General features: G+C 52.4%; 20 protein-coding genes, 1 tRNA gene, 1 pseudogene and 1 riboswitch. Of the genes and pseudogenes, 6 read left to right on the top strand and 16 right to left on the bottom strand.

The genetic code is table 11. The features are described from left to right. Nucleotides 1-72: 72 nt before the first annotated feature. Nucleotides 73-402: a hypothetical protein gene (locus BN54_RS08525; RefSeq protein ID WP_019206779.1), complete on the bottom strand. Its 330-nt coding sequence runs from the start codon at nucleotides 400-402 to the stop codon at nucleotides 73-75. A 61-nt stretch (nucleotides 403-463) separates the two neighbouring features. After that, nucleotides 464-916 carry a MerR family transcriptional regulator gene (locus BN54_RS08520; protein ID WP_019206778.1) on the bottom strand — a complete coding sequence of 151 codons (453 nt, stop codon included), beginning with the start codon at nucleotides 914-916 and terminating at the stop codon, nucleotides 464-466. A 188-nt stretch (nucleotides 917-1,104) separates the two neighbouring features. Here BN54_RS08520 and BN54_RS08515 point away from each other — a divergent pair, with 188 nt between their 5' ends. The 4 genes from BN54_RS08515 (at nucleotide 1,105) to apf (ending at nucleotide 5,377) form a co-directional block, all read left to right on the top strand. After that, a complete protein-coding gene (locus tag BN54_RS08515; RefSeq protein WP_019206777.1) occupies nucleotides 1,105-2,592 on the top strand; it encodes an MDR family MFS transporter in 1,488 nt (495 codons plus the stop codon). Between the two features lie 3 nt (nucleotides 2,593-2,595). Next, complete coding sequence (locus BN54_RS08510) at nucleotides 2,596-3,297, top strand: DUF4811 domain-containing protein (RefSeq protein WP_019206776.1); 702 nt, start codon at nucleotides 2,596-2,598, stop codon at nucleotides 3,295-3,297. 128 nt (nucleotides 3,298-3,425) lie between these two features. Continuing rightward, nucleotides 3,426-4,277, top strand: coding sequence for an aldo/keto reductase (locus BN54_RS08505; protein WP_019206775.1), 852 nt, complete (start codon nucleotides 3,426-3,428; stop codon nucleotides 4,275-4,277). Nucleotides 4,278-4,756: 479 nt separating this feature from the next. Further along, nucleotides 4,757-5,377, top strand: a complete 621-nt coding sequence (gene apf / locus BN54_RS08495) for an aggregation-promoting factor (RefSeq protein ID WP_019206773.1) — start codon at nucleotides 4,757-4,759, stop codon at nucleotides 5,375-5,377. A 60-nt stretch (nucleotides 5,378-5,437) separates the two neighbouring features. Here apf and tenA read toward each other — a convergent pair whose 3' ends face one another. From tenA to BN54_RS08480, 3 genes are all read right to left on the bottom strand, one after another. After that, nucleotides 5,438-6,091, bottom strand: a complete 654-nt coding sequence (tenA, locus tag BN54_RS08490; protein WP_019206772.1) for a thiaminase II — start codon at nucleotides 6,089-6,091, stop codon at nucleotides 5,438-5,440. 68 nt (nucleotides 6,092-6,159) lie between these two features. Continuing rightward, nucleotides 6,160-6,265: riboswitch (TPP riboswitch) on the bottom strand. Between the two features lie 29 nt (nucleotides 6,266-6,294). Next, nucleotides 6,295-7,179 (bottom strand): RluA family pseudouridine synthase, encoded by an 885-nt coding sequence (locus tag BN54_RS08485; RefSeq protein WP_019206771.1) that lies wholly within the window; start codon nucleotides 7,177-7,179, stop codon nucleotides 6,295-6,297. 61 nt (nucleotides 7,180-7,240) lie between these two features. Next, nucleotides 7,241-7,316 (bottom strand) — tRNA-Asp (locus BN54_RS08480). Nucleotides 7,317-7,445: 129 nt separating this feature from the next. On the opposite strand from BN54_RS08480, the gene mprF reads away from it, so the two are divergent. Next, nucleotides 7,446-10,046, top strand: coding sequence for a bifunctional lysylphosphatidylglycerol flippase/synthetase MprF (mprF, locus tag BN54_RS08475; RefSeq protein WP_019206770.1), 2,601 nt, complete (start codon nucleotides 7,446-7,448; stop codon nucleotides 10,044-10,046). 144 nt (nucleotides 10,047-10,190) lie between these two features. Here mprF and BN54_RS08470 read toward each other — a convergent pair whose 3' ends face one another. From BN54_RS08470 to BN54_RS08445, 6 genes are all read right to left on the bottom strand, one after another. Next, nucleotides 10,191-10,763: a DJ-1 family glyoxalase III gene (locus BN54_RS08470; RefSeq protein WP_019206769.1), complete on the bottom strand. Its 573-nt coding sequence runs from the start codon at nucleotides 10,761-10,763 to the stop codon at nucleotides 10,191-10,193. Then, complete coding sequence (locus BN54_RS08465) at nucleotides 10,756-11,751, bottom strand: alpha/beta hydrolase (protein WP_019206768.1); 996 nt, start codon at nucleotides 11,749-11,751, stop codon at nucleotides 10,756-10,758. The genes BN54_RS08470 and BN54_RS08465 overlap by 8 nt, the downstream gene beginning before the upstream one ends. A 31-nt stretch (nucleotides 11,752-11,782) precedes the next feature. After that, nucleotides 11,783-13,270: an MFS transporter gene (locus BN54_RS08460; protein ID WP_019206767.1), complete on the bottom strand. Its 1,488-nt coding sequence runs from the start codon at nucleotides 13,268-13,270 to the stop codon at nucleotides 11,783-11,785. Between the two features lie 19 nt (nucleotides 13,271-13,289). Continuing rightward, nucleotides 13,290-13,961: a uracil-DNA glycosylase gene (locus BN54_RS08455; protein WP_019206766.1), complete on the bottom strand. Its 672-nt coding sequence runs from the start codon at nucleotides 13,959-13,961 to the stop codon at nucleotides 13,290-13,292. Continuing rightward, complete coding sequence (locus BN54_RS08450) at nucleotides 13,943-15,283, bottom strand: threonine/serine exporter family protein (protein WP_019206765.1); 1,341 nt, start codon at nucleotides 15,281-15,283, stop codon at nucleotides 13,943-13,945. Before BN54_RS08450 ends, BN54_RS08455 begins: the two co-directional genes overlap by 19 nt. Before the next feature lie 143 nt (nucleotides 15,284-15,426). Then, complete coding sequence (locus BN54_RS08445; protein ID WP_437176732.1) at nucleotides 15,427-17,055, bottom strand: malolactic enzyme; 1,629 nt, start codon at nucleotides 17,053-17,055, stop codon at nucleotides 15,427-15,429. Nucleotides 17,056-17,222: 167 nt separating this feature from the next. Here BN54_RS08445 and BN54_RS08440 point away from each other — a divergent pair, with 167 nt between their 5' ends. Then, a complete protein-coding gene (locus BN54_RS08440) occupies nucleotides 17,223-18,113 on the top strand; it encodes a LysR family transcriptional regulator (protein WP_019206763.1) in 891 nt (296 codons plus the stop codon). 42 nt (nucleotides 18,114-18,155) lie between these two features. On the opposite strand, the gene BN54_RS08435 is transcribed toward BN54_RS08440, so the two are convergent. From BN54_RS08435 to aroF, 5 genes and pseudogenes are all read right to left on the bottom strand, one after another. Beyond that, entirely contained in the window at nucleotides 18,156-18,740 is a 585-nt protein-coding gene (locus BN54_RS08435; RefSeq protein WP_019206762.1) for a peptidylprolyl isomerase, read from the bottom strand. 145 nt (nucleotides 18,741-18,885) lie between these two features. After that, on the bottom strand, nucleotides 18,886-20,925 hold the full coding sequence (tkt, locus tag BN54_RS08430; RefSeq protein ID WP_019206761.1) for a transketolase: 2,040 nt from the start codon (nucleotides 20,923-20,925) through the stop codon (nucleotides 18,886-18,888). Nucleotides 20,926-20,940: 15 nt separating this feature from the next. Further along, nucleotides 20,941-21,690: a transaldolase family protein gene (locus BN54_RS08425; protein ID WP_019206760.1), complete on the bottom strand. Its 750-nt coding sequence runs from the start codon at nucleotides 21,688-21,690 to the stop codon at nucleotides 20,941-20,943. A 311-nt stretch (nucleotides 21,691-22,001) separates the two neighbouring features. Continuing rightward, complete coding sequence (gene aroB, locus BN54_RS08420; protein ID WP_019206759.1) at nucleotides 22,002-23,072, bottom strand: 3-dehydroquinate synthase; 1,071 nt, start codon at nucleotides 23,070-23,072, stop codon at nucleotides 22,002-22,004. Between the two features lie 40 nt (nucleotides 23,073-23,112). Further along, nucleotides 23,113-24,072 (bottom strand): annotated as a pseudogene (gene aroF / locus BN54_RS08415) (3-deoxy-7-phosphoheptulonate synthase). Nucleotides 24,073-24,171: the final 99 nt, after the last annotated feature.

Here is a 24,171-nt window from a genome sequence, read left to right as displayed (position 1 = left end):
CTAGCGCTAAATAAAAAACGACCAGTGAGCCAATAACCTGCTCACTAGTCGTAATCACCAACCGACCGGGCTTTAGAAGGTCCGCAAGGTGGCATGGCGCTCGGCCAACCACGTTTCCCAAGGCAACGCGGCGTTACCAAAATCATCAAATTCCATCGCTGATTTTGCCAACAAAGCAGCAAAGAGGTGCTTAGTCAACGGTAAACTGACCGTTACCAATTGCTCCACGGTCATAAAGCCATTCGTGCGCAACACCCGGTTAATCATTGCTTGCTGGCTGTCAGAAGCCAATTCCGTCAAAACCTCTAAATCATCGCGCTTAAAGTGTCGAATGTAAAAAGCCATGAATTCGCGTTCCGCTACCGTTTGGGCCGCTGGCGTCAAATCTTGAAATGCTACCATCTTTCATCCATCCTCTATATTTTTCTTACTTCTTTAGAATAGCACTTAGGAAGCGATTTCGTTAATCGATTGGTTGATGTTTTTTCAAAATTAATTTCACTGGCTGCCCAGCCTTAACTTGAGCCACTACGATCTTGGTCTCATCATTATCCAAGGGCCCTAAATTAATTTCGACCCCTTCTTGATAGGCGGCCACTTCTTCCACCCCTAACAGTCGCTCGCTAATCAAGCGCCGCACGCTACGCAAAATATTTTGCCGTTCGCGTTGCTTTTCGACCGCCGCTTGCAAAGTGTAGCCTTCATCCAAGAACTCTTTGATCTCCATTACCTTTAATAAGGAAAAAAAGTTAAATTTATGGTTCTGATTTTTTTGGGCTTGGTGAGAAGTAATATAGCCCTTCTTTTCCCAATACCGAATTTGCCGGGCTGAGACCCCCGCGACCCGGGCCATTTCCGATAAGGGCAATTGAGCCTTTTCCATTGCCGTCTTAAAGACTTTGGGAAAGATTCGCATGATTTTCCCCCCTGTGTAATTTGCCAAAACTTGGGGAACTGACCAGCGTAACATACCGGCAACTCCCCGCCAACAAAGAGTAGTGTCACACTTTTCGCTAATTTTGTCAAATTATTTGACAATAATAGTGGAAAGAGTTACATTAGTTGCTGTTGATTTTTACTAATAAAAAGAAAGAAGGGTTTGCCATGTCTGCCAATCATACGGCAATGGATATCAACGGGAAGCCATACAACCGGACCGTGCTCGTCGCGGTCTTGACGATGGGTTCCTTCTTTACCATGTTAACTGGGACCTTCTTAGCGACTGCCTACCCCGCAATTATGAAGTCCTTTGACGTTTCGACTTCGACGGTGCAGTGGCTAACGACGGCCTTTATGCTGACTAACGGGATCATGATCCCGGTTTCTGCTTGGTTAATCAATAAATTTAACTCCCGGACCATGTACCTGGGGGCCATGGCAACTTTCCTGCTCGGGACGGTGATTGCCTTTGTCGCTCCCAACTTCCAGATCTTAATTGTGGCCCGGATCATCCAAGCCCTGGCCGTGGGGGTAACCATGCCCCTTAACCAAACGATCATGCTGTCAGTCTTTCCTCCTGAACAGCGGGGGAGTGCCATGGGCATGGTCGGTATCGCCATGGGATTAGCCCCGGCCGTGGGACCAACCATGTCCGGGATCATTGTTGACAACTATTCCTGGCGGGATCTCTTTGGCGTTATCATTCCCTTTATCATCATCATTTTGATTATCGCCTTCTTTGTGATGAAGCCGGTCTTACGGGTTCACCAACAGCCCCTCGATTTCTGGTCGGTCGTCACCTCAACGATCGGGTTTGGGGGCCTATTATACGGGGTCTCGGAAGCTTCCAGCCGCGGGTGGGGCGACCGCTTAGTGCTGGGCTTTATCATTGTCGGGCTGATCTTTATCGCCCTCTTTATTCACCGGCAGCTGAAGTTAAAGGATCCGTTCCTGGAAATGCGGGTCTTTAAGCACCCTGAATTCGCCTTGGCCGCCGTCTTGTCCAGTGCGGTCAACCTGGCCATGATCGGGGTTGAAATGCTGTTGCCAACTTACATCCAAACGATCCGGGGGGAAACGGCCTTTCACTCTGGCTTAATGTTATTGCCCGGGGCTTTGATGATGGGGTTCATGCAACCAATTACCGGACGCCTCTTTGATAAGTACGGGGCCCGGCGCTTGGCAATTGTTGGTTTAACGATGCTCTTGATTGGGACGGTGCCCTTTATGACCCTGACCGATAAGACGCCGGTCCTTTCCATTATTGTCTTCTACGCCATTCGGCTCTTTGGGGTGTCGATGGTCTTCATGCCAGTCACAACTTCCGGGATGAACGTATTGCCGATTGCCGAGATGTCCCACGGGACGGCCGTTAACAATACTTTCCGGCAAACGATGAGTTCGATTGGGACTGCCATCATGACGACCGTCTTAACCAACGTTCAAGATGCCACCAAGCCTGCGCACAGCTTGTTGACCTCGGCGCCCCTGGTTTACAAGGGCCATGCCATCAACGCGGCCTTAAATGGGTTCCGGGCAGCCTTCGGGGTGTCCGCCATTTTTGCCGTCGCCGCCTTGGTCTTAGCCTTCTTCTTAAAGAAGGAAAATACCGTGCGTTCTATTGATGTCACCGATTTACCAAAGGAGGGTTAAGCGATGATTATTTTACTGGTTATTCTCAGTGCCCTGAGCTTTTACCTCTTTGGGGCCGTATGGGTCGAAAAAGCCAGTCACTTACTGTGGGCTGGGCTGTCCTTAATCATTTTGGTGGCTTCCGTAACGGTCTTTGCCCTCCATGATGTCAACCACTTGGGGATGAAGACGGTCACCACCACGCAGACGGTTTCCCTGGCTTCGGTCAATCCGCAAGCTAATTTGCTGGTGTACAAGCAATTGGGGACCGGCAATGAAAAAGTCTACGTTTATAAGACCGACATTCACCAAAAAAAGACCAAGCACACCTGGGTCGACAGCAAGGCCACCACGAAGCTGACGCAGACCACCGGGGACGCCAAAGTGGTAATCAAAACGCAAAAGTACGTCTATGCCAACGGCTTTGCCAAGGCCATGTTTGGGATTTTAGGGGATAACAACGAAACCAAGCACCGCAGCTACGATTTCCAAGTCAACCCAACCTGGGCGGTCATCAATACGCACCAGGCGGCCCAACTTACCAAGCAGCTTAAGCAGCCTGCCGCCCAAGCGCAAATGAAAACGGTGATTGCCAGCCAAGTTAAGCAACGCATGGCCCAAGCCCTGCAACAAAATCCACACTTAACGCCGGCCCAACAAGGGGCCTTACAGCTGCAATTCACGAATGAAGCTAAGGCGCAAGCCATTCAACAGTTAGTCAAATAGCAAGGCTAGGAACTCCGGGACCCCAGCGGCTCCGCGGTTCCTTTTTTCTTACTTTTAATCAGTTTAAAAGCGCGGTAAGATAGGGATAATGATATGTTTCTACCTATTAATAGTTTGGAGGGAAAATTATGACCCAGTTGCAAGCTCAATGGTTAACCTTGGCGGATGGCCACCGTATGCCCCAAGAAGGCTTTGGCGTCTATAAACTGACCGACCAGGCCAGCATGACGACCGCCATCAAAAGTGCCTACCAAACCGGCTACCGGCTGTTTGATACCGCCCAACTCTATGAAAACGAAGCCTTGCTGGGGGTAGCCTTAAAGGAATTAGCCGTCCCCCGGGATAATTATTTTGTAACCACGAAAGTCGCGGAACAAAACCAAGGTTACCAGACCACTATCCAGTCGGTTAAGGAATCCTTGCGCCGCTTGCAGTTAGATTACGTCGACTTGCTGCTGGTGCACTGGCCGATGCAAGCCCACTTCTTTGCGACCTGGCAAGCCTTAGAAGACTTGCAGGCCCAAGGTTTGACCAAATCAATTGGGGTCTCTAACTTTGGGATCGTTCACTTGCAGCTGTTAGCCACGCAAGCCCACCAACGGCCGGTCGTCAACCAAGTCGAACGGCACCCGGGCTTAAACCAAGCGGCCTTAATCAAGTACCACCAAGCCCACGGGATCGTAACCCAAGCCTGGTCACCCCTGGCCCGGGGCAAGTACTTACAGGATCCGGTACTGACTAAAATCGCGGCGGCCCACCAGAAATCAGTCGCCCAAGTAATTTTAAAGTGGCATTTACAAGGCGGGGTGGCCATCATTCCAAAATCGGCGCACCCGCAACGGATCGCCGAAAACGCCGCGTTGACTGATTTTACCCTCAGCGCTGCGGAAATGGCCCAAATTGACGCCCTGAATCGCTTTGCCCGGGATGGGCGCGAACCCGAATTGGTTTATGAAAATAACGTGCAATACCCCCGGTAAGCAAAATTTGATTATCGTCCTGGCCTTGCTGGCCAGGACTTTTTTTGGTTCCCCGCCCTTTATGACAAAAGATTACAAAGCGCGCAAGGCTTGTCCTGACTGGGTTTGGTCCTTGTGCTTACCTAACTTGGCTCGCTAAAATGACGATCGCAACCTTTCTGTAATAAACCAGGCAAATTTGAAGCTTTTTCCCCCGTTTATCGCTGGGAAGCAAAAAAAGTTGACCTTTTTCGAATTTTTTCCGAGATTTTTTCGCTCTTTCCGCCGGCAAAGTTTGGTCGGCCAAAAAAGCGATCAGAACAGTCATGCTTCCCCTTACATTCAAGTTAGGTAAATCGTTATATTACAAAAGATTACGAAATCCCCCCGTTTTCCCCGTCCTTCGCAATTCGCTTGTTATCTGTTCGTAACCTTGAGCGGTTATGATAGTAACCGTCGAAAATATGAACGAACAAAGAAAAGGATGGTTAAATTACCCTATGTTAAAGAAAAGCATGTTAACTACTGCAGCAACTCTTGGCATCGCCGCTTTTGGGATCGCAGCCGGCTCCACGGTTGCCAGCGCGGACACGACGTACACCGTACAAGCCGGTGACACCCTGTCTTCAATTTCCCAAAAGTTTGCCAACAGCTCCGTTGACAAGCTGGCCCAAGACAACAACATCCAAAACGTCAACTTGATCTACGTTGGCCAACAACTCTTGATCAAGGACAACGGCGAAACGACCCAAGCGCCAGCTCAAACGGCAGCCCAAGCTGCGCCAGTCCAAACGACGCAAAGTCAAGCTCCGGTTTACTACGCGCAACAACCAGCTGCGCAAAGCAACTACGGCTACCAAGCTCAAGCTACCAGCTCATACACGGCGAACCTGGGCGGGAACGAAGCCGCAGCCCAAGCTTGGATTGCCCAACGCGAATCTGGTGGAAGCTACACGGCCCGGAACGGCCAATACATCGGGAAGTACCAACTTTCCGCTGCTTACTTAAACGGTGACTACTCCGCTGCCAACCAAGAACGGGTTGCCCAACAATACGTGGCTTCCCGTTACGGTTCTTGGACCAACGCCCAAGCCTTCTGGCAACAACACGGTTGGTACTAAAAATTACTTTAACTGAATGTAAAAAAAGGAATGGCGCTTTCATGCCATTCCTTTTTTGCGTTAGCGCCACCTTTGTTGTTCGTAGGCCATCTGCCAAAATTGTTCCTCATAATAACAAGATTTTACAAAGGCCTGGCGCATCTGCTCGTGGGCCGCTTCGTCCAGTGGTGCCGCCAATTCGTCGACGATCGCCCGCATCTGGTTGGTACTACTGGAAAAATCATCACTGGCGTAACTGTCGAAAAACTCCTGGTAAAGCGGGTTGGGACTGTGTTTTTGCGCCAACCGTCGGCCAACCTCATTGTAGAGCCAGTAGCACGGCAAGAGGCCGGCCGCCAGGGCCGCCTTGCCGTGGGCCTGGTTTTGGTAGGCCATGTGAGTCTGATAGGCATAATTGGTCGGCGCCGGTTTGGTGGCCGCCAATTCGACCGCCGAAAGCTTCAACTCAGCGTGGAGGCGCTGACGGGCCAGGTCTTCCCCCTCACCGAGGCTGGTCAAAATTTGGGCCAGCGCCGTATTAAGCTGGGCGGCCAGGACCTCGTGCAAGCGACCAAACATTTCTAGGTACTGGTGATCTTGGCGCAAGTAGTAGCGAAAGGTCGCCAACGGCAGGGTCCCGTCACTCAGGCCAACGATAAAGGGGTGAGCCAGGCTGCGGGCCGTGGCAACCTCAATCACGGGAGTCAAAGTAGCGGTAAACTGTGTCTCTTTCATAACTTCCTTTCCGGACGTTGCCCCGCCCCGCCGGAAAAGGGACGAAAAAAGCGCCACTTCTCCCGAAACAGCGCTAAGCGTAACGTCCCTTCGCGAGGATTAACTCACAGGTTCAAGGGATCCGTCCGTTTGCGGACATCTCAGCTCGGCACACGAGCACTCCCGGTTACAATGGTTGTTTTTATTATAAGCCCAACGTCTCCCTAAGCCAACTGGTCCCACAAAGTTTGCAGGGCCGCCGGCAGGGGACTGGTCAGAGCCACGGGGGCCTGGGTAAAGGGATCGGTGAAGGCCAAGCTGGTCGCATGCAGGGCCTGGTGATCACTGCGGCTCAGGTCACCGCCGTAGAGGTGATCGCCCACCAAAGGATTACCCAGCCAACTCAAGTGGACCCGGATCTGATGGGTGCGGCCCGAGTGCAGGCGCAGACGCACCAGGCTATAGCCGGCCTTTTCTTGTTCGACCCAGTACTCGGTCTTGGCGGGCTGGCCGGCCGGATCAATCACCCGGGCCGCCTGGCCGGCTACCCGCAGAATCGGTTGGTCAATCACGCCGTGCGCGGCCGGTAAGTGCCCACTCACGATTGCCCGGTACTCTTTTTTAACCGCGTGGCTTTCCACCTGGGTGCTGATCATGCTGGAAGCGACCCGATGCTTGGCCACCAGCAACAAACCGCTGGTAAACCGATCCAAGCGGGTAATCAAATGGGGCCGCAAATCGACACTCTTTTGGGCCACTAAGTACCCCTTGACCCGGTTTAAAGCGGTATCGGCTTGTTCCGTGGGTCCCGGGACTGAAGCCAGCCCCGCGGGTTTGTCAATCACCAGCCAGTTGGCATCCTCATAGGCAATCTGTAAGGGGCCATGACTGACTTGGACGGTGGGATCCGCCATTTCTGGTGCCACCTTAATCGTCAGCGGCTGGTTGGGTAAAATTTTGGTCGTCGGGCGGACCGGCCGGTGATCAACCAAGAGCTCTCCGGCCCCATTTTTAATATCATTGAATAAGCGGTGTCCCATCCCCAACGACTGGAGGTAACGCTTAATTTTAATCGGCTCTGTGCCACGGTACTGCCAAGTATTTTCCATGCTTTCATCCTTTCTTTGCCAAGAAAAAAGAGGCCGGGAATTTCCCGACCTCTTACACATACGGTCCATACGAGACTCGAACTCGTGATCTCATCCGTGACAGGGATGCGTCCTAACCAAAACTAGACCAATGGACCATTTCCTTAAGCACAAATAATAATATACCGGAAGTCCCGGCCGCCGTCAACATTTTTCCATGAATTCTTGCGAAATTCCCGAAAAAAATGTAGGTTAGTAACAGAAGTTATCTTTCGTGAGGGGGAACTATGCAAAAAATTATCCAAACCAGCCAAGCCCTGTGGCAACGCTACGCGAAGGGCTTGAAGCTGGTCTTCGTTACTTCCGTGGTGTTATTTGTCATCATCAGCTTAGGAAACTTTTTTAAGACGGTCAATTGGGACCAAGTCACAACCGAACTGACCCGGCAGTCGTGGACCACTTTAGTGCTCTTAAGTCTGGGGGGCCTCGTCGCCGTCTTGCCGATGACTGGCTACGACATTGCCATCACGCACCTGTTACCTGGTAAATTTAAGCCCTTTTACATCTTTCGCAGCGGCTGGATTACCAATACATTGACCAACGTGGCTGGTTTTGGGGGCTTGCTGGGCGCAACCTTACGGGCCCATTTTTACGGCCAACAAGCCAGCCGCAACCAAATCCTCGCTGCGATTGCTAAAATTGCAATCTTCTTGTTGGCCGGGCTGTCCTTGCTTTGTTGGCTGGCCTTGGTGATGATGTTTGGCTTCCATCAGGGCGGACACTTTAACCGGTACGCGATCTGGTTAGTCGGAGGTGGGCTGTACTTCCCGGTCGTCCTGCTTTTGACCCGCCAAAATAACGGCCTGCTCTTTAAGGAAATGTCCTTTAAATTTAAAGCCTGGGTAACCTTCACCTCCACTTTGGAATGGTTGCTGGTCGCTGGTTTCTTCATTTTAATTGGGGCCAGCCTGGGGATCCACACCAACTTAGCGGCAGTCTTTCCCCTCTACGTGGTCGCCCAAGTCCTCGGGGTGGTGTCGATGTTGCCGGGGGCGATCGGGTCCTTTGACGTCATGATGCTGATTGAATTGACCCTCCTGGGCGTGCCCCGTTCGACTGCCGTCGTGTGGCTGCTATTGTTCCGGGTCTTTTACTACCTGCTGCCCTTGGTGTTAGGGTTAATCTTTTTTGTTCACTACCTCGCCGTTCGGATTAACGCCTTTTTTGACGGCATTCCCGCCACAATGGTGCGCCAAGCCGCCCAGGTGGTAATTACCGTTTTCATGTACGTTTCGGGGATCTTTATGCTGCTGGCCGCTTCGGTCCCGGATCTGACGGCCTCCAACCGGCTCTTACAACGCCTCTACCCTTTTAGTTTCTTTTTCTTGCACCAACTGACGACCATCCTGTTTGCCATTGCGATGCTGGCTTGTGCCCGGGGGATTCAAGCCAAGGTCAAAAAAGCCTACTGGCCGACCCTGTTGTTATTGTTAGTCGGTATTGTTAATACGTGGCTGAACCTGGGAACGCCGTCCTTAACGATTTACCTGGCGGTGTTGCTCTTGTTGGTGATTTTAATGCGCAACACCGTCTACCGGGAAAAACTCCAATACTCCCTCGGTAAATTTATCGTTGATGGTTCCATTTTCGCCGGCAGCTTGATTCTTTATTCGCTTGTCGGCTTGGTGAATTCCCCCACCTACACGGCCAAGCACAAGGTCCCGAGCTTTTTCCTCTTCCCCGGGGAAAAAATTTGGCTTTCCGGCTTCTTTGGCATGTTGTTGGGGCTGTTGATCATGGTCCTGATTTTCCGCTACTTTATGCATGGCGCTGACCCCTTTGGGATCAAACAACCCCTGGCGGCTGACCGCGTCCGGGCGATCATCGCTGAATTTGGGGGCAATGAGACCAGTCACCTCGCCTTTTTGGGTGATAAAAATATCTATTACTATACCGTCGACGGCAAGGACCAACTCTTCTTTATGTACCAAGCCCGCAATGGGCGCCTCGTCGTGATGGGGGATCCGGTCGGTAATCACGCGGTCTGGCAAGAAGCGGTCTACCAATTCATGACCACCGCTGATCGCTATGGCTACCAACTGGTCTTCTATGAAGTTGGCGAAGAAATGACCTTACTCTTGCACGAGTATGGCTTTGACTTTTTAAAAACGGGTGAAGATGGCCTGGTCAAATTAGCCGACTTTACCCTGGCCGGGAAAAAGCAGCGGTCCCAGCGGGCCTTAATGCATAAGTTTGACCGGGAAGGCTACCAGTTTTCAATTATTCAGCCCCCCTTTGACGACCAGTTCATGCGCGAACTCAAGGCCGTGTCCGACGAGTGGCTCGGCCATCAAGTCGAAAAGGGCTTTTCGTTAGGCTATTTTGATCCTGCCTACCTCAATACCGCTCCAATCGGCATCGTCACCGACGCTCACGATAAAATCGTCGCCTTTGCCACCTTTATGCCAACCGGGGGCAAAAAAATTCTGACGATCGACTTGATGCGCCACACCCACGACGCGCCGTCTGGCATCATGGACAAAATTTTTATCGCGATGTTTGAATACGGCCAACAACACGGTTACACCTACTTTGACCTCGGAATGGCCCCCTTGGCCAACGTTGGTCACTCCCAGTTTGCCTTTAACGCCGAAAAAATTGCCCACTTCATTTATGAATACGGGGCTGACCTGTATAGTTTTCAAGGCTTGCGGCGCTATAAGGAAAAATATGCCTCCCTGTGGCGGCCGCGTTATACCGTCTACTTTAAGCAGGGATCCCTGGTTGCAGCCATGATTGCCGTCGTGGCCGTGGTCAACCAACGGATCGACCAACGCCCGCTGCCCGCCACCTTCAAATCCTCATGGTTGTTATGGTGGAAGCATTAAGGCCAACTTGAAGCTAGCAAGAAACTAGCTTTTCGACTAAAACTTAGCAAGTAACAACCAAAAAGCGCTAACAACCAACGTTTTCAGTAACGTGGTTGCTAGCGCTTTTGAAAGCTTAAGCCTTTTTCCAGCCGCTTCGTTAAGTTAAATTTCTTGTTTCAAATAGGTGTACAGCATCTCATCTTGCATTGTCGTCGTCGCAATCCCCAAGACCTGGGCAATTTTAAAGGCAAAGGCCAACGCCGTCGCCGGGCCCCGGCTGGTAACCAAGTGACCAGCTTCATCAACCACGGTAATCGCCGGTGAAAAGACGGCAGTTGGGTTGGTTTGCCCAATCGCTTTTTCAACCCCCGGGTAACAGGTATAACGGCGGCCGTCTAAAAGGCCATACCGCGCAAACGCCAACGGCGCCGCACACATCGCCGCATTCCACTGGCCAGCTGCTTGGCGGGCTTGCATCAAGGCCATTAATTCATCACTGGCCCGCAAGTTTTCCGCCCCCGTCGAACCCCCGGGGAAGACCACGCAATCATAATCCGCTAACGCCGCACTTAACGTCGTATCTGCGGTCAGTTCAATTCCGTGGGCCCCTTGGATTTTCAATCCGGCTAACCCCACCATCGTTACCTCCGCCCCGAGGCGGCGAAGGACATCCACCGGCGTTAGGGCTTCGATTTCTTCACAACCATCGGCTAATACCACTGCGACACTAGTCATGTTTAACTTCCCCCTTAATGGTCTTTGCCATTGCCAACAACGCGGCTTGCCCCTCCGGCGTTGCATGCAGCGGATAGGCATGGTACAAGCCCCGCCCGATGACTAATTGGGCGGGCACGTCCTCACTCGCCAAGCGGTTGGCAAATTCAATCGTATCTAAACACATCAATTCCTTGGTCCCCACAAACAGTTGGACGTCGCGCATCCCATTTAACGGGCCCCGTAACGGTGCAACCCGGTAATCCACCGCCGACCGGCCCCCCGCAAACTTTGCGCCCAACGCTTGCAAGCCCGCTTGGTCCAACAACACATCGCGCCGTGCGTAAGCGGGCAAGGCTGGGTTGGTCAAGTGCAAATCCAACCACGGTGATAACAACACCAAGTGCCCGGGAACCGGCAACCCTTGGGTCACCAACTCCTCGGTGAGACTGGCCGCCAACCCGCCACCAGCCGAATCCCCCAAAAGGGTAATTTGACTGACCGGGGTCTGATCATACAAAGCTGCATAGAGGCGGTGCAGATACGCCAAGGCTTGATCAACCGTGGCCCCCGGTAAGTGCGGATAGTCCGGTACCCAGACTTGGGCTCCGCTGGTTTGCGCCAAGCGGTCGTAGAATTGCCAGTGCACCTTCGTTGGGGCCAATACATAAGCCCCCCCGTAGAGCGCCAGGACCACTGGTTGGGGGCCCGGTTGAGCGTTAAGCACCATCACTGGCCGACCAGCAAAGCGCTTCTTGGTCACCGAACTGGTCAAATGGACGGAACGCGGCAACCCAAAGGGGGGCCGGCCCGCTGTCTGGAGCAATTTCGCCCGCCCCGTAGAAGTGCTTAGTTGCCGCTTTAAGCCCGACAACTGCAAACTCAAGCTGACCAGCATTGCTTGCCGAGAAAGGTGCTCCCCGCATTGAGTCAATTCCACCACACTGTCTTTTAAATTGCCAGCCATCGCCTTGAGGGTTTGCTGGTCAATTCCGTATCCTTTGTTCATTGTTTTTTACCATTCCTTTGCCCTAATCCTATCACGACTCCGGCAAACTTGCACCTTGCTTTCCTAAACGCTGGCGACGGACTAAGACCAGTAAAATTACTACGGCACTGCAAATCAAAGTAAAGGCCGCCACAACAATGTGGTGATACCCAGTATATAAAATCTGCCGCAGCAAGGGCAGCTCGGTCGCCGGCAGCTGGGCAGCTGTTTTGGCATTGCTTAGCTGATTTAGCATCTTTAAGTTGATTTTAGGATGCCCTGCCACCCCCCGGACCAAGGCTAAATTCAAGATTACGCCGTACACCGCCGACATGAGGGTTTGACTTAAAATCCGAACTAGGTAGGCCAGCGAAGTCGCAATCGGGACATCGGGCAAGGCTACGTCCGTTTGAACACTGACTTGCAAGACATTAAAGACCATCCCAACCCCAAAGCCTTCAAAAGCACCAAGGATCAACAACAACCAAAACGGGGTCTGCTGGCCGCCCAGCAGTAAGCCCGCAAAGGCCAGCAGAATGGTCAACGCCCCAATCAAAACCAAGCCATACTTACTAATTTTGTGTTGAACGTAAGGAACCAATTCGGAACCGATAAAATTCGTTGCCGCGCCGGGAATCTGGGTTAAGCCCCCCACTAAGGCCGACAAACCCAAAATTCCCTGCGCCCACATCGGAATATAAGTAATAAAGGCAATAAACGAACCCCAAATCATCACAAACAGCAATAAATCGACCATTAACTCCCGGTTAGTAAACAAACGACTGGGAATAATTGGATCGACGGCCCGCTGGTCAAGCCGGTACATTAAAAGGAGGCAGATTACCCCCACGCCTAACATCACGCCGACTACCCCAAAGGTCAGTTGGCCAATCAATTGAATGCCAAATAAAATCCAGGCCAGCCCACTGATTAAAAGCAGACCACCCCCAAAGTCAAAGGGCCGCCCCGCTGCTTGCGGCTTGGGGCTGCGGTAGATTAAACCGATAATGGCAATTGCAATCGCCGCAACCGGCAAGTTCACGTAAAAGACCCAGTGCCACGTTAGATTATCAACAATCCAGCCTCCCAGCAAGGGCCCGACAATGGAAGCCGTCCCAAAGCAGGCACTGGCCAGCCCGACAACTTGTGAGCGTTGCTTTAAATTCGGGTAAAGATGGGCAAAGACAATAAAGGGAATCGTGTTCATCCCGCCGGCCCCAATTCCCATCACGGTCCGGGCCGCAATAAACCAAATGATCGAGGGGGCTTGGGCTTGTAAAATGGCCCCGAGCGCAAACAACGTCGTGGCCGCCACGTAAGCCCAACGGTTGCCCTTGTGCTCCCCCAACTTACTCCAAAATGGCGTAGCCACTGACATCCCAAATAAAAAGGTTGCGACAATCCAGCCGGTATACTGAAGGCCATGCAGGTCACTGGTAATGGCCGGCAAGGCCGTGTTGACAATCGTCCCGTCCATCCCGGCCATAATATTGGATAACAATAAGGCAAAGGTAATCAGACGGCGGTGGGTAATTTTCATCTTTTCCTCCCAAACTGCTTTAATGATCTGTGTACTGCGCTTGCAACCAGGCCCCCAATTGCGCCCAATCGTTGCGGACCGTTGCTTCGAGGCGCCGGGCGTACAAGTAGGCGGCGGGGTGATACATCGGCACCACCCAGACTGGTTTATTTCCCGGGGAATATTGGTCGTCTTGCCAGGTTAAGACTGGGGTTTTTAACACTTGGCCGTGCAAGGTCCCAATCGTTGCCTGCGGTCCGACCAAGCGCTGCAGGGCTGTGTTGCCTAAAGGAATCACGATTTCCGGGGCAACCGTGGCAATTTCCCAGTCAAACAGGGGCGCAAAGGCCGCCACTTCACGCTTGGTCGGGGTACGATTCGGGCGTTTAACCACAGCTCGGCCGGCCCGATCTTGCCCGTGGCGCAGGTGGTAGGGGCGGCTGCGGACCACACTGGTAATATAAACTGCCGACCGTTGTAACCCCGCCAAGGCCAGCAACTTGGTTAGTTCTTGCCCCGAAGCGCCCACGAACGGGTGCCCCGTTTCAATCTCTTGGCGGCCGGGGGCTTCGCCAACTACCATCACCCGCGTCGGGAATGGCCCCTCTCCCGGCACAAAGCCTTCTAAGGGCCGCCCTTGGACCGCTCGTTGCACTTGGGCCACCAACGTCGGCGGGTAGGTCAGCCGCCGGGTCAACTTTTGTACCGCCATTTCGGGTCCGCAATGATCCGGGCGGCAATCAGGCCCAACGGCAAGAAGACAACAATCAACGCCGCCTTAGCCGCCCACGTGCCGGCCACACTCAGCGAGTTCAGCCCTAAGTTATAAACCGCTGAATACATGTACAGCCCCGGAACCATAATCACAATTGAGGGTACGGTAATCGCAATCCGCGGATAGCCAACCCGCCGGCGCGCTAAGGAAGCTAACAACCCGGCCAACAGCGCCCCCGCAAAGGCTGCGGGGCCAGCCGGCACGTGGGCTAAATCAACCATTTCCAAGCGAAGTGTGTTGGCACAGGCCCCGATCACACCGGCCGTTGCCGCCATTTTTAAGCTGCTGTTAAACATAATCGAAAAGCCAAAGACCCCGCAAAAGCTAAAGACCAGGCGCAAAACCAAATACAGGGCCGGCGAAAGGGCCAGGGGAATGAAATTTTCGGGCTGCAGATCCATCGCCATGGCCACCACCCAGCCGACCAAAGTCGCGACCGTGATGACCATCAAAGCAAAGGCCCCCCGCTCCAACCCAGAGCGCATATCCAACTTGGAAAGGTCCAAACCACTAGTGATGAACGGAAAGCCCGGAATCACAAACAGCATCGCCCCGATATAGCCTGCTTCATGGTGTGAATTAACGTGCAAAAAGTACTGCACCACGTTAAACGAAACATCATAAGCCACACAAGCGACCGCCACGGCCACCGTTAAGCCCGCAAAGAGGGTTAGTTTGCGATCGCCCATCTTACGCCGGACGTAATTGCCAATGCCGGCCCCAAAAAAGCAACACAACATTTCTACTGGGCCCCCACCCAGCAAAAAAACGAAGGCTGAACAAGCCAAGGCCGCGGCTAAGCCCACCATCCACGGCGCGTACAAACCGCCGATGCTTTCAATCCGATTTAGGGCGTGGTGAATTTCCCCGGTTGTCCAATTTTGCCCTTGCTGCTCAAATTCGCGAATATAATTTTCCAACGCATTCAGCCGGGCGGTATTAACCCCCGTACTAGGGAGGGCCAGGGCCTGGGTATAACTGCGGTGGTTATCCATGCACGTATATTCAATTGACACCAAGCCAATATCCGCTGAACAAGTCATACCCAAGGTCTCGGCGGCGACATTCATTGAATTGCGAACCCGCCACGCTCCTGTACCGCAGGCTAACATCATCAACCCGATTCGCCCGACGATCGTGGCGCGTTCCACCAGGTTAGCCTCTTTAGCCGGCGTGACATTATCATCCGTGACAAAATCATGCCAGGGAATGGCCATGTGGTGTTGATAGCCACTCTCCGTTGGTGTTTGTTTCTCCATTCTCAAATCCCCTTTATTGCCAAAAACTCCCTTTTATTATACGAGGAATTTTGGCTGATAACAGAAAACATTTCTGTGGAATCGCTTTATCTTGCCGACGAAAAAAAACGTGCTGAAGCCCCCATTTGCTTCAGCACGTTTAATTAATACTTGGCTTGCCACCGTAAAGTCGCTACGGCTTGCTTTGCATCAGTAATCGTCGGGTCCGCCAACCCTTGGTCAAGTGCCGTTTGGGCCACCACTTCGGCTACTTTGGCCGTAAAGGCCGGCAATTGGGCGACTGGTGGCAGGACCGCCGCGCCGGCTTGGTTTACGTCGACAATATCAGCTAAGGCGTGGGCGGCCGCCGCTAACATTGCTTCATTGATCCGCTTGGCTTTGACCGCGATCGCCCCAAAGCCAACCCCCGGGTAAACCAAGGCGTTATTGGCTTGGCCAATCCGGTAGGTTTGACCATTGAGCGTCACATCCGGGACCGGAATCCCGGCCGCGACCAGGGCCCGGCCGGCCGTCCACTTCAGCAAGTCGGCTGGCATGGCTTCAATCAGCTTCGTGGGATTAGAAATCGGGAAGATGATCGGGCGAGCGACGTGGGCCGCCATTTCCTTGACCACCGCTTCGCTAAAGGCGCCCGGTTGCTTGGAAGTGCCAATCATTACCGTTGGCTGAACGGCTTTGACGACCGCCAACAGATCGGTCAGTTCATCCGCATTCGCAAACTCAGCGCGTTGCCGGGTAAATTCCCGTTGCTCCGGGGTCAGGTTGGGCGTGTCATCAAAGAGCAACCCCTGAACGTCTACTAAGTAGAAGTGCCGCTTGGCTTCTGCTGGCGCCATTCCCTGACGGACCATTTCATCAAAGAGCATCTTGGCAATCCCCATGCCAGCCGTCCCGGCGCCAAAGGTCAAGAACTTTTGGTCGGCCAGTCGTTGCCCTGATAGCTTCAGCGCCCCGAGCACGCCGGCTAGCGCAATCATCCCGGTTCCTTGGATATCGTCGTTAAAGATTGGAAATTGATCCTGGTAGCGCCGCAAAATCTTGGCGGCATTGGCCCGGCCAAAATCTTCAAAGTGCAACAAAGCCGTCGGGAACAATTCGTGCGCCGCGGTCACGAAACCATCGATTAACTGATCGTAAGCCACTCCCGTAACGCGCCGGTGCTTAAGCCCCAGGTAGGCGGGATCGTTAAGTAAGCTTTCGTTGTTCGTACCGACATCCAAGCCGACCGCTAAAACGGACGCTGGATCAATCCCAGCCGCCGCCGTGTAGACCATCAGCTTGCCGACTGCAATGTCGACCCCGTTGATCCCCCAGTCACCGATCCCGAGGATCCCTTCCCCATCGGTCACGACAATCAGCTTGATGTCACGACCGGCCGCTGCATTTTGCAGTCGCTGACGAATCGTTGCGGGATCGTCAATCGACAAAAAGGCCGCTTGTTGGGGTTGCAAGAAGCGCTGGCTGTAATTTTCAATCGAATCGGCAATTACTGGATCATAAACGATGGGCATCATTTCTTCCAAGTGCTGGCCCATCAGATAAAAGAACAGGGTCCGATTGGTGTTGAAAATCGCCATCAAGAAGTCGCGTTGTTCAATGCCGGCCTGTTTAGTTTGAAATTGGGCATAGACTTCCGTCGCTTGTTCCTCAATCGTCCGGACCTTAGGCGGCAACGTCCCTAATAACCCGAATTTTTGCCGTTCAGCCAAGCTAAAGGCCGTGCCCTTGTTTAAGTACGGATTGGCTAAAATTATGCTTGCCTTTGTCATGATCATTCCTCATTTCGCTGCTCTTTGCTTGCCAATGTTCACGGCCCACCGTGGTCCACGAACTAAACAAGGCCAGTGTAAAACCGGGTTTGCTTTATAGTCAAATCAACGATATAGTATGATTTAATTTTATATGAGCCGGCTAATTTATGAACAAGAAGGGATTTTAAATGAACATTAAAGATATTAAATATTATTGCGCCCTGGTTAAAACCAAAAATTTTTCGAAGGTGGCCGAACAATTCAACGTCAGCCAGCCCACCATTACGCTGGCCATCAAACGCCTGGAAAAAGCATTTGACACAACGTTTTTCATTCGGGACCAATCCCACCGTGAATTACGGATTACGGAAGCCGGCCAGCAATTTTTCCTGCACGCTCAGGTGATCCTCAATGAATTAACGGTCGCCCGGCAAGAAATCGCCCATGCCAATGACCGTCAAATTCGCTTTGGCCTGCCCCCGATTATTGGCAATTTCTACTTTCCCCCGCTGACGCCGCAACTGATGCAAGCCGGTTTAATGGCCCAGTTAGAGCCATATGAATACGGGTCGGCCCACCTCTTAAAAATGGTCCAAAACGGGGAGCTTGATTTAGCCCTGCTCGGCTCCCTGACCCCGATCAGTTCCCCGCAGTTGCGCACCCAAGTTCTGGCCCGCTACCCGATTAAAATTATCGTCGCTAAAAGCCACCCCCTCGCTGCACGGCAATCCAACGGGGTCGCCTTTCACGAGTTGCAAAATCAAACGTTTATTACCCTGGCCCGCGAAAATGAATTTGTCCACCAGCACGCCTTTCGCCACCTCGCCCAAATCAATCACTTCCGCCCCAAAGTCCTCTACCAAACCAACGACGTCCACATTCTTAAATCAATGGTCGCCAGCAACCTAGGCATTGCCTACCTGACCGACCTGGCCCTGTCACCATCGGACAACGTCGTCCCCATCCCCCTCACCGACGCCGACCAACCCACCTTCTTGGTTTCGGCCGTCATGCGGACGACGACCCCGTTAACCGCAGCCATCCAAGCCCTTTGGCATGGTTTAGCTGCTGGTAAATAAAAACTGCGGCAAGCGCGCCGAGCGTGTGCCGCAGTTTTTTGGTTATTCTGTAATTTCAATCGCTTTAATTAATACGGCTTCTTCTGGGCGATCTTCAAAGTTACGTTTGACTTGACTGATCTTGATTGCCACGTCCAACCCGCTAACGACTTGACCAAACACCGTGTGATGGAAATCCAACCATGGGGTCCCCCCATTTTGGTAGGCTTCAATCACTTCAGCTGGGTAGCCCGCGGCTTCCATCTGCCCAATCAGGTTCGTGGACAAATTCCGGTTCGTCACGATAAAAAATTGGCTACCGTTGGTGTTCGGCCCCGCATTTGCCATTGAAACGGCCCCCTTCAAATTGAACAGTTCAGGGGAAAATTCATCTGCAAAGGGGTGCCCATAAATACTTTCGCCACCGGCCCCGGTCGCCGTTGGGTCCCCGGTTTGGATCATAAAGTCTGGAATCACCCGGTGGAAAGTAACGTCGTTGTAGTAGCCTTGCTTAGCCAATTCAACAAAGTTCTTTACCGTTTTAGGTGCTTGGTCCGGGAACAATTGTAAGCTAATGTCCCCCAAGGACGTCTTAATCGTTGCTTTGGGCCCTTTTACTTGGTCCAACGCTAATTGTGGAAATGCCATCCCGCATTCCTCCTCTTCTAAAGTCTGCCAATTATTTTACCACGGTCACCCGCCGACTAACAGCAAAGGGCTGCCGATTGGCGGCAGCCCTTTTACTGGCGTTATTTTTGTCTGTCGTTAGTTGTCTTTACTTAGGAGGTCGCTTTTAAAGAAAGCTGGCCGCCCGCGCCGGTCGTTCTTGATAAGCTGGCAGGACACTGGCCGCCCCCAATTGACGTACCCCGGCCAATTGCTTAAAGGTCGCTGCCACGTGGCTTGGCGTAAAGCCAAAGGCCGTCGCCAATTCGTGGCCGTCCCCGCTTAACCCAAAGCGGTCCACGCCAATAACCTGGCCGCGCAAGCCCACGTACTTGTACCAAGGGGCACTGGCGCCCATCTCGAGGGCTACCCGGTTTTCAATTTGGGGCGGCAGGACTTGGTCACGGTACGCTTGGGGTTGTTCGTCAAACCGGTTCAAACACGGCATTGAAACGACCCGGACGTCAAGCCCCTCCTCAGCGAGTAAGGCCTTGGCATCCATTGCTAAACTGACTTCAGAACCAGCGGCGATTAAGATCCCATCGGGGACTTGCTTAGTTGAATCAGCTAAAATATAGCCCCCGCGTTCTACTGGCGCCCCAACCGTTTCTGCCAACACCGGTAGGGCTTGCCGGGAAGTCACCAACAGTGATGGCCGGTTCGTAGTCTTGGCAATCATTTGCCAAGCCGCGGCCGTTTCATTGGCATCAGCCGGCCGAATTACGTCTAGATTCGGCATCGCCCGGAAGCCCGCCAATTGTTCAATCGGTTCATGGGTGGGACCGTCTTCTCCGACCGCAATTGAATCGTGTGAACCCACAAACACGGTTGGCAAATTCATCAACGCCGCTTGGCGCACCGCCGACTTTAAGTAATCGGTAAAGACCAGGAAGGTACTCCCAAAGGCCCGGTTGCCACCGTGCAGGTTCATCCCATTCAGCGCCGCGGCCATGCCGAACTCGCGCACCCCAAAGTTCACGTTGCGTCCCGCCGGCGTCGCGGGACTAAAGCGCCCCAAATCATTCAAGAAGGTTTTGTTTGATGAGGCTAAATCTGCCGCTCCACCCCAGAATTGTGGATTGGCGGCCGCGACTTTTTGTAAGATTTCGGCGCTGGCTTGCCGCGTTGCCACCTTGTCACCTGGTTGGTAAGCGGTCTTGACCCCGGCCACACTCAGTGGGGCGTGGGTTAATTCCGCCGTTTCTTGGGGGTACTTGGCTTGGTAAGTGGCAAACATTTTTTGCCAAGCCTCATAGCCAGCTTGCTTACCTGCCACTGCGGCAGCAAAATGATCCCGAATCGTTTGATCGATTTCAAATGGCGCGGCCTCCCACTTAAAGAAGTCCGCTAGTGCTTGCCGCCCGGCTGCATCCAACGGCGCCCCGTGCACTTTATTAGTTCCGGCTTGCGGTGCCCCATACCCAATCGTAGTTTGCACTTCAATCAGCGTTGGCTGCGCCGTTTGTTTGGCTTGCTGGAGGGCTTGCTCAATCGCGGCCACATCGGTATCACCGTGTTCAACGACCAGATAATCCCAGCCCGCCGCTTCAAAACGTTGCCGTTGGTTTTCAATGGAGGATAAGTTCAGTGGCCCGTCTAGTGAAACCTGGTTGGCGTCATGTAAAACAATCAGCTTGCCTAATTGGTGGTGACCGGCTAAGCTCAGGGCTTCTTGGCTGATCCCTTCCATTAAATCGCCATCCCCGGCTAAAACATAGGTATAGTGATCAATGATTGGCAAACCCGGCCGATTGTAAGTCGCGGCCAAGTGCCGTTCGGCCATCGCCATCCCCACAGCCATCCCCAAGCCTTGGCCTAATGGACCGGTCGATGCATCGACCCCCGGGGTCCACCCGGCTTCAGGGTGACCCGGCGTTTTGGAGCCCAACTGCCGAAAGGCTTTTAAGTCAGCTAAACTAAGGTTAAAACCATTCAAATGCAGCAAGCTGTATAACAAGGCCGAGCCGTGGCCCGCTGACAGGACAAAGCGGTCCCGGTTAAACCAGCCCGGGTCCTTCGGATTGAAGTTCATCACCTTTTCAAACAGGGTATAGGCCATCGGCGCCGCCCCGATGGCAATCCCCGGGTGACCGGACTTGGCCTTGCTAATCATATCAACGCTTAAAAACCGTAGGGCATTAACCGCCGCTACTTCTGTCTTATTCATTCTGGCGTCCTCCTATCAACGTGCACTGATGGCTTCAACTTCATCTAAAATACTGTAACCCAAGCTTTCGATATCTTGGGCAAAGCCCCGGACCGTATCTAAGGCCACATCGACTGGGGTCAGGTCCCGGCGGGTCACCCACTTATTCAAGATTGCCGGTGGCACCGTGATAATATCTAAGCCCAGTTGTTCTGCTTGCCGGATGTTATCAACTTCCCGGGTTGAGGCCCATAATAATTGCACATTCGGGTAACGGAAGGCCATCGTTGAACTGCAGATCACAAAGGACGTCGGATCGATCCCCGTATCAGCCACCCGACCGACAAAGAGCGAGATAATCGCCGGTACTTCGGGATCCAAAGCATCTAAGGCCCACCGGACCTGTTCCTTGGTTGTAACTGCCGTAATGTTTAATTTAATCCCGGCCGCCGAAAGGGTGCGAATTAAATTGATGTGGGGGGTCCCATCCAGTGCTAAGATCGGAACCTTTACGTAGACGTTCTCCCCCAGGTCGCTCAAAATTTCCGCTTCCGCTTGCATTTCGGCTTGGTCTTGAGCAAAGACTTCAAATGAAACTGGCATGTCCGGAAATTCCGCCACAACCTTTTGGGCAAAGGCTAAATAATTGGTAATCCCCGCACGTTTCATTAAAGTGGGGTTCGTGGTAAAGCCGGTTACTTCTGGTAATTTGGCCATTTGGCGCATTGCTTCAATGTCCGCCCCATCGGCATAAATTGCAATTGAATTTTGTTTAGTAATGTTCATGTGCTAAGCTCCTCGTTTTTAAGTATACCAATTTCTCAAAATTAAAAATATCATGTTTCTCATCATGACTGAATTCACTTTAATCGTCAAACTTTTATTCTCGTTTTCTCTTTTTAAATTGGATATACCAATCAAGGGCGAATGCTAAATAAATTCAATTTAACCCTTGTAAAAGCCAATCTATCAGCAAATTAAATGAATAGACCATTCAAGATAAAAGTTTGGCGAATCGGTTGCACAAATCTTCATCTCCGTCCATTACATATGACAATAAAATCATTCAAACACTCAAAAGTTAATGTAGACCATTTTTAAATAGTTTCCAATAACCAGGCCCGAGCTTGTTCAAATGCCACAGGCTTCACTTTTGGTTGTCCAAATTGAGGCAAGTAAACCAGATTTAAGTTAGCCCCCCGGTTTTTCTTATCGTTCGCGATCTTATCAATCATCGCCGGCATTTGTAACTCAGGTGCCGTAACTGGTAAGCCGATACCTGCTAAAGTGGTCGTCAAATCCGCCGCTACCGTAGCTGGCACCCAACCCAACTGACTAAGCCGTTGACTCAATGCCACCATCCCAACACTGATTGCCTCCCCATGCCGCAGCCGCCCCTGAGCCAGCGCTTCAACGGCATGCCCCAACGTATGACCAAAGTTTAAAATCTGGCGCTGAGAACCTTCGCGTTCATCAGCCATCACTACTTTGGCCTTAAATGCGATTGCCTGGGCACTTAAAGCTGGGGCTAATTCTAAAATTTGGGCCGGCGTCCGAATTTCTTTTACCAACTGCCAAAAGTCACCTCCTGCAAGCGCAGCGGTTTTAATTACCTCGGCGTGACCAGCAATTAATTCTCGTTGGGGCAAGGTCCCTAAGACGGCGGGATCAACCAAGACTAAATCAGGCTCATAAAATGCCCCCAGCAAATTTTTAACGTGGGCTAAATTTACCGCCGTTTTTCCGCCCACGGAGCTGTCCACTTGGGCTAACCACGACGTCGGAATTTGAATCAGCCTTACCCCACGCATGTATGTCGCGGCGACCAACCCGGCCAAGTCTCCAGTTACGCCACCCCCCAGGGCCACAATCCCATCATCGCGCGTAAAATGGGCTTGGGCTAACTGTGCCGCCAGAGAAGCCAACATTGACAGGGATTTCGAAGTTTCACCCGCTGGGAAGCGCAGGGGAAAAACTTCAAACCCCACTGCTTCCAATCGCTTAACCACTTGCTGTTGATATAAAGCGGCCACATTTTGATCACTAATTACCGCGACTTTGCGAGGAGACCACTGAGTAGCAACCAATTCACCAACGTGCGCCAATAAGCCCTGCTCAATCAAAACCTCATACTGCCGAGCAGCCACTTGAACTAAGATTTTTTCCATCGCTTTCTCCTTACGCTTGCTGAATTGCGGTTCGCACCCGTTAAACTTGCTGTGCCAAAGTTTGCAACTGTTCTGGTAGTAAGGCTTGGGCCCCATCCGAAAGTGCCGCCGCCGGATGATCATGAATTTCGACTACTAAGCCGCTAGCGCCAGCCGCCGTCCCAGCGAGTGCCAACGATGTGACCCACTCTGTGTGTCCCGCAGCATGGCTGGGATCAATAATGACCGGTAAGTGCGTTAATTTTTGCAAAACGGGGACCGCCCCCACGTCTAAAGTGTTGCGCGTGTATTTATTATCAAACGTCCGGATACCGCGTTCGGTGATCATAACTTGCGAATTACCCCCCGCGAGAATGTACTCAACTGCATTCAAGACATCATCAATCGTTGCTGCCAACCCGCGCTTGAGCATCACCGGTCGGCGAGTCTGCCCGACAGCTTTTAACAGGGCAAAATTTTGCATATTGCGCGCCCCAATTTGCAAAATATCTGCGTACTGCGCAGTTAACGCTACTTGTTCCGGCGCCATGACTTCCGTTAAAACATCCATGTCATATTGGTCAGCCGCTCGGCGTAATGCTTGCAGCCCGGCTTCACCCAAGCCCTAAAAGGAGTAGGGTGACGTGCGTGGTTTGAAAGCCCCGCCCCGTAGAACCGTTGCCCCGCTGCGTTTAGCGACAGCAGCCATCGCTAAGACATGTTCCGCCGACTCCACTGAACAAGGTCCAGCCATTAAAGTAAAATGGGAGCCCCCAATTCGTGAATGGGCCGTCGCAATTACCGTATCTTCAGGATGAAATAGCCGACTGGCCCGTACTGCAACGGGATGATCAGCAATGATTGTCGCCGCAGCTGCTTTTTCTTCTGGCGTCAACTCCTGAGGGGTCACCCCAAGTAGGGCAATCCGGTCCCCATTCACAAAAACTTGTTTACTTCCCGCAAAACGGGTTTGTAATTGCGAAATTAGTTCTGGATGATCTTTTCGACTGACAATAATCATAGTAAGTTCCTCCGTTTCGAATTGTCGCTGTAATAAAACTGCTAAACCAAATAAGCAGCTGACTGACCAAATAAAAAACCGGCCCCGCAAAAAATTGAC

Origin of the sequence: Limosilactobacillus ingluviei str. Autruche 4 (assembly GCF_000312405.1) — a bacterium.
In the GTDB taxonomy this organism is placed as follows: domain Bacteria; phylum Bacillota; class Bacilli; order Lactobacillales; family Lactobacillaceae; genus Limosilactobacillus; species Limosilactobacillus ingluviei.
Note: the sequence above shows the minus strand (reverse complement) of the source record. Positions and strands in the feature narration are given on the sequence as shown.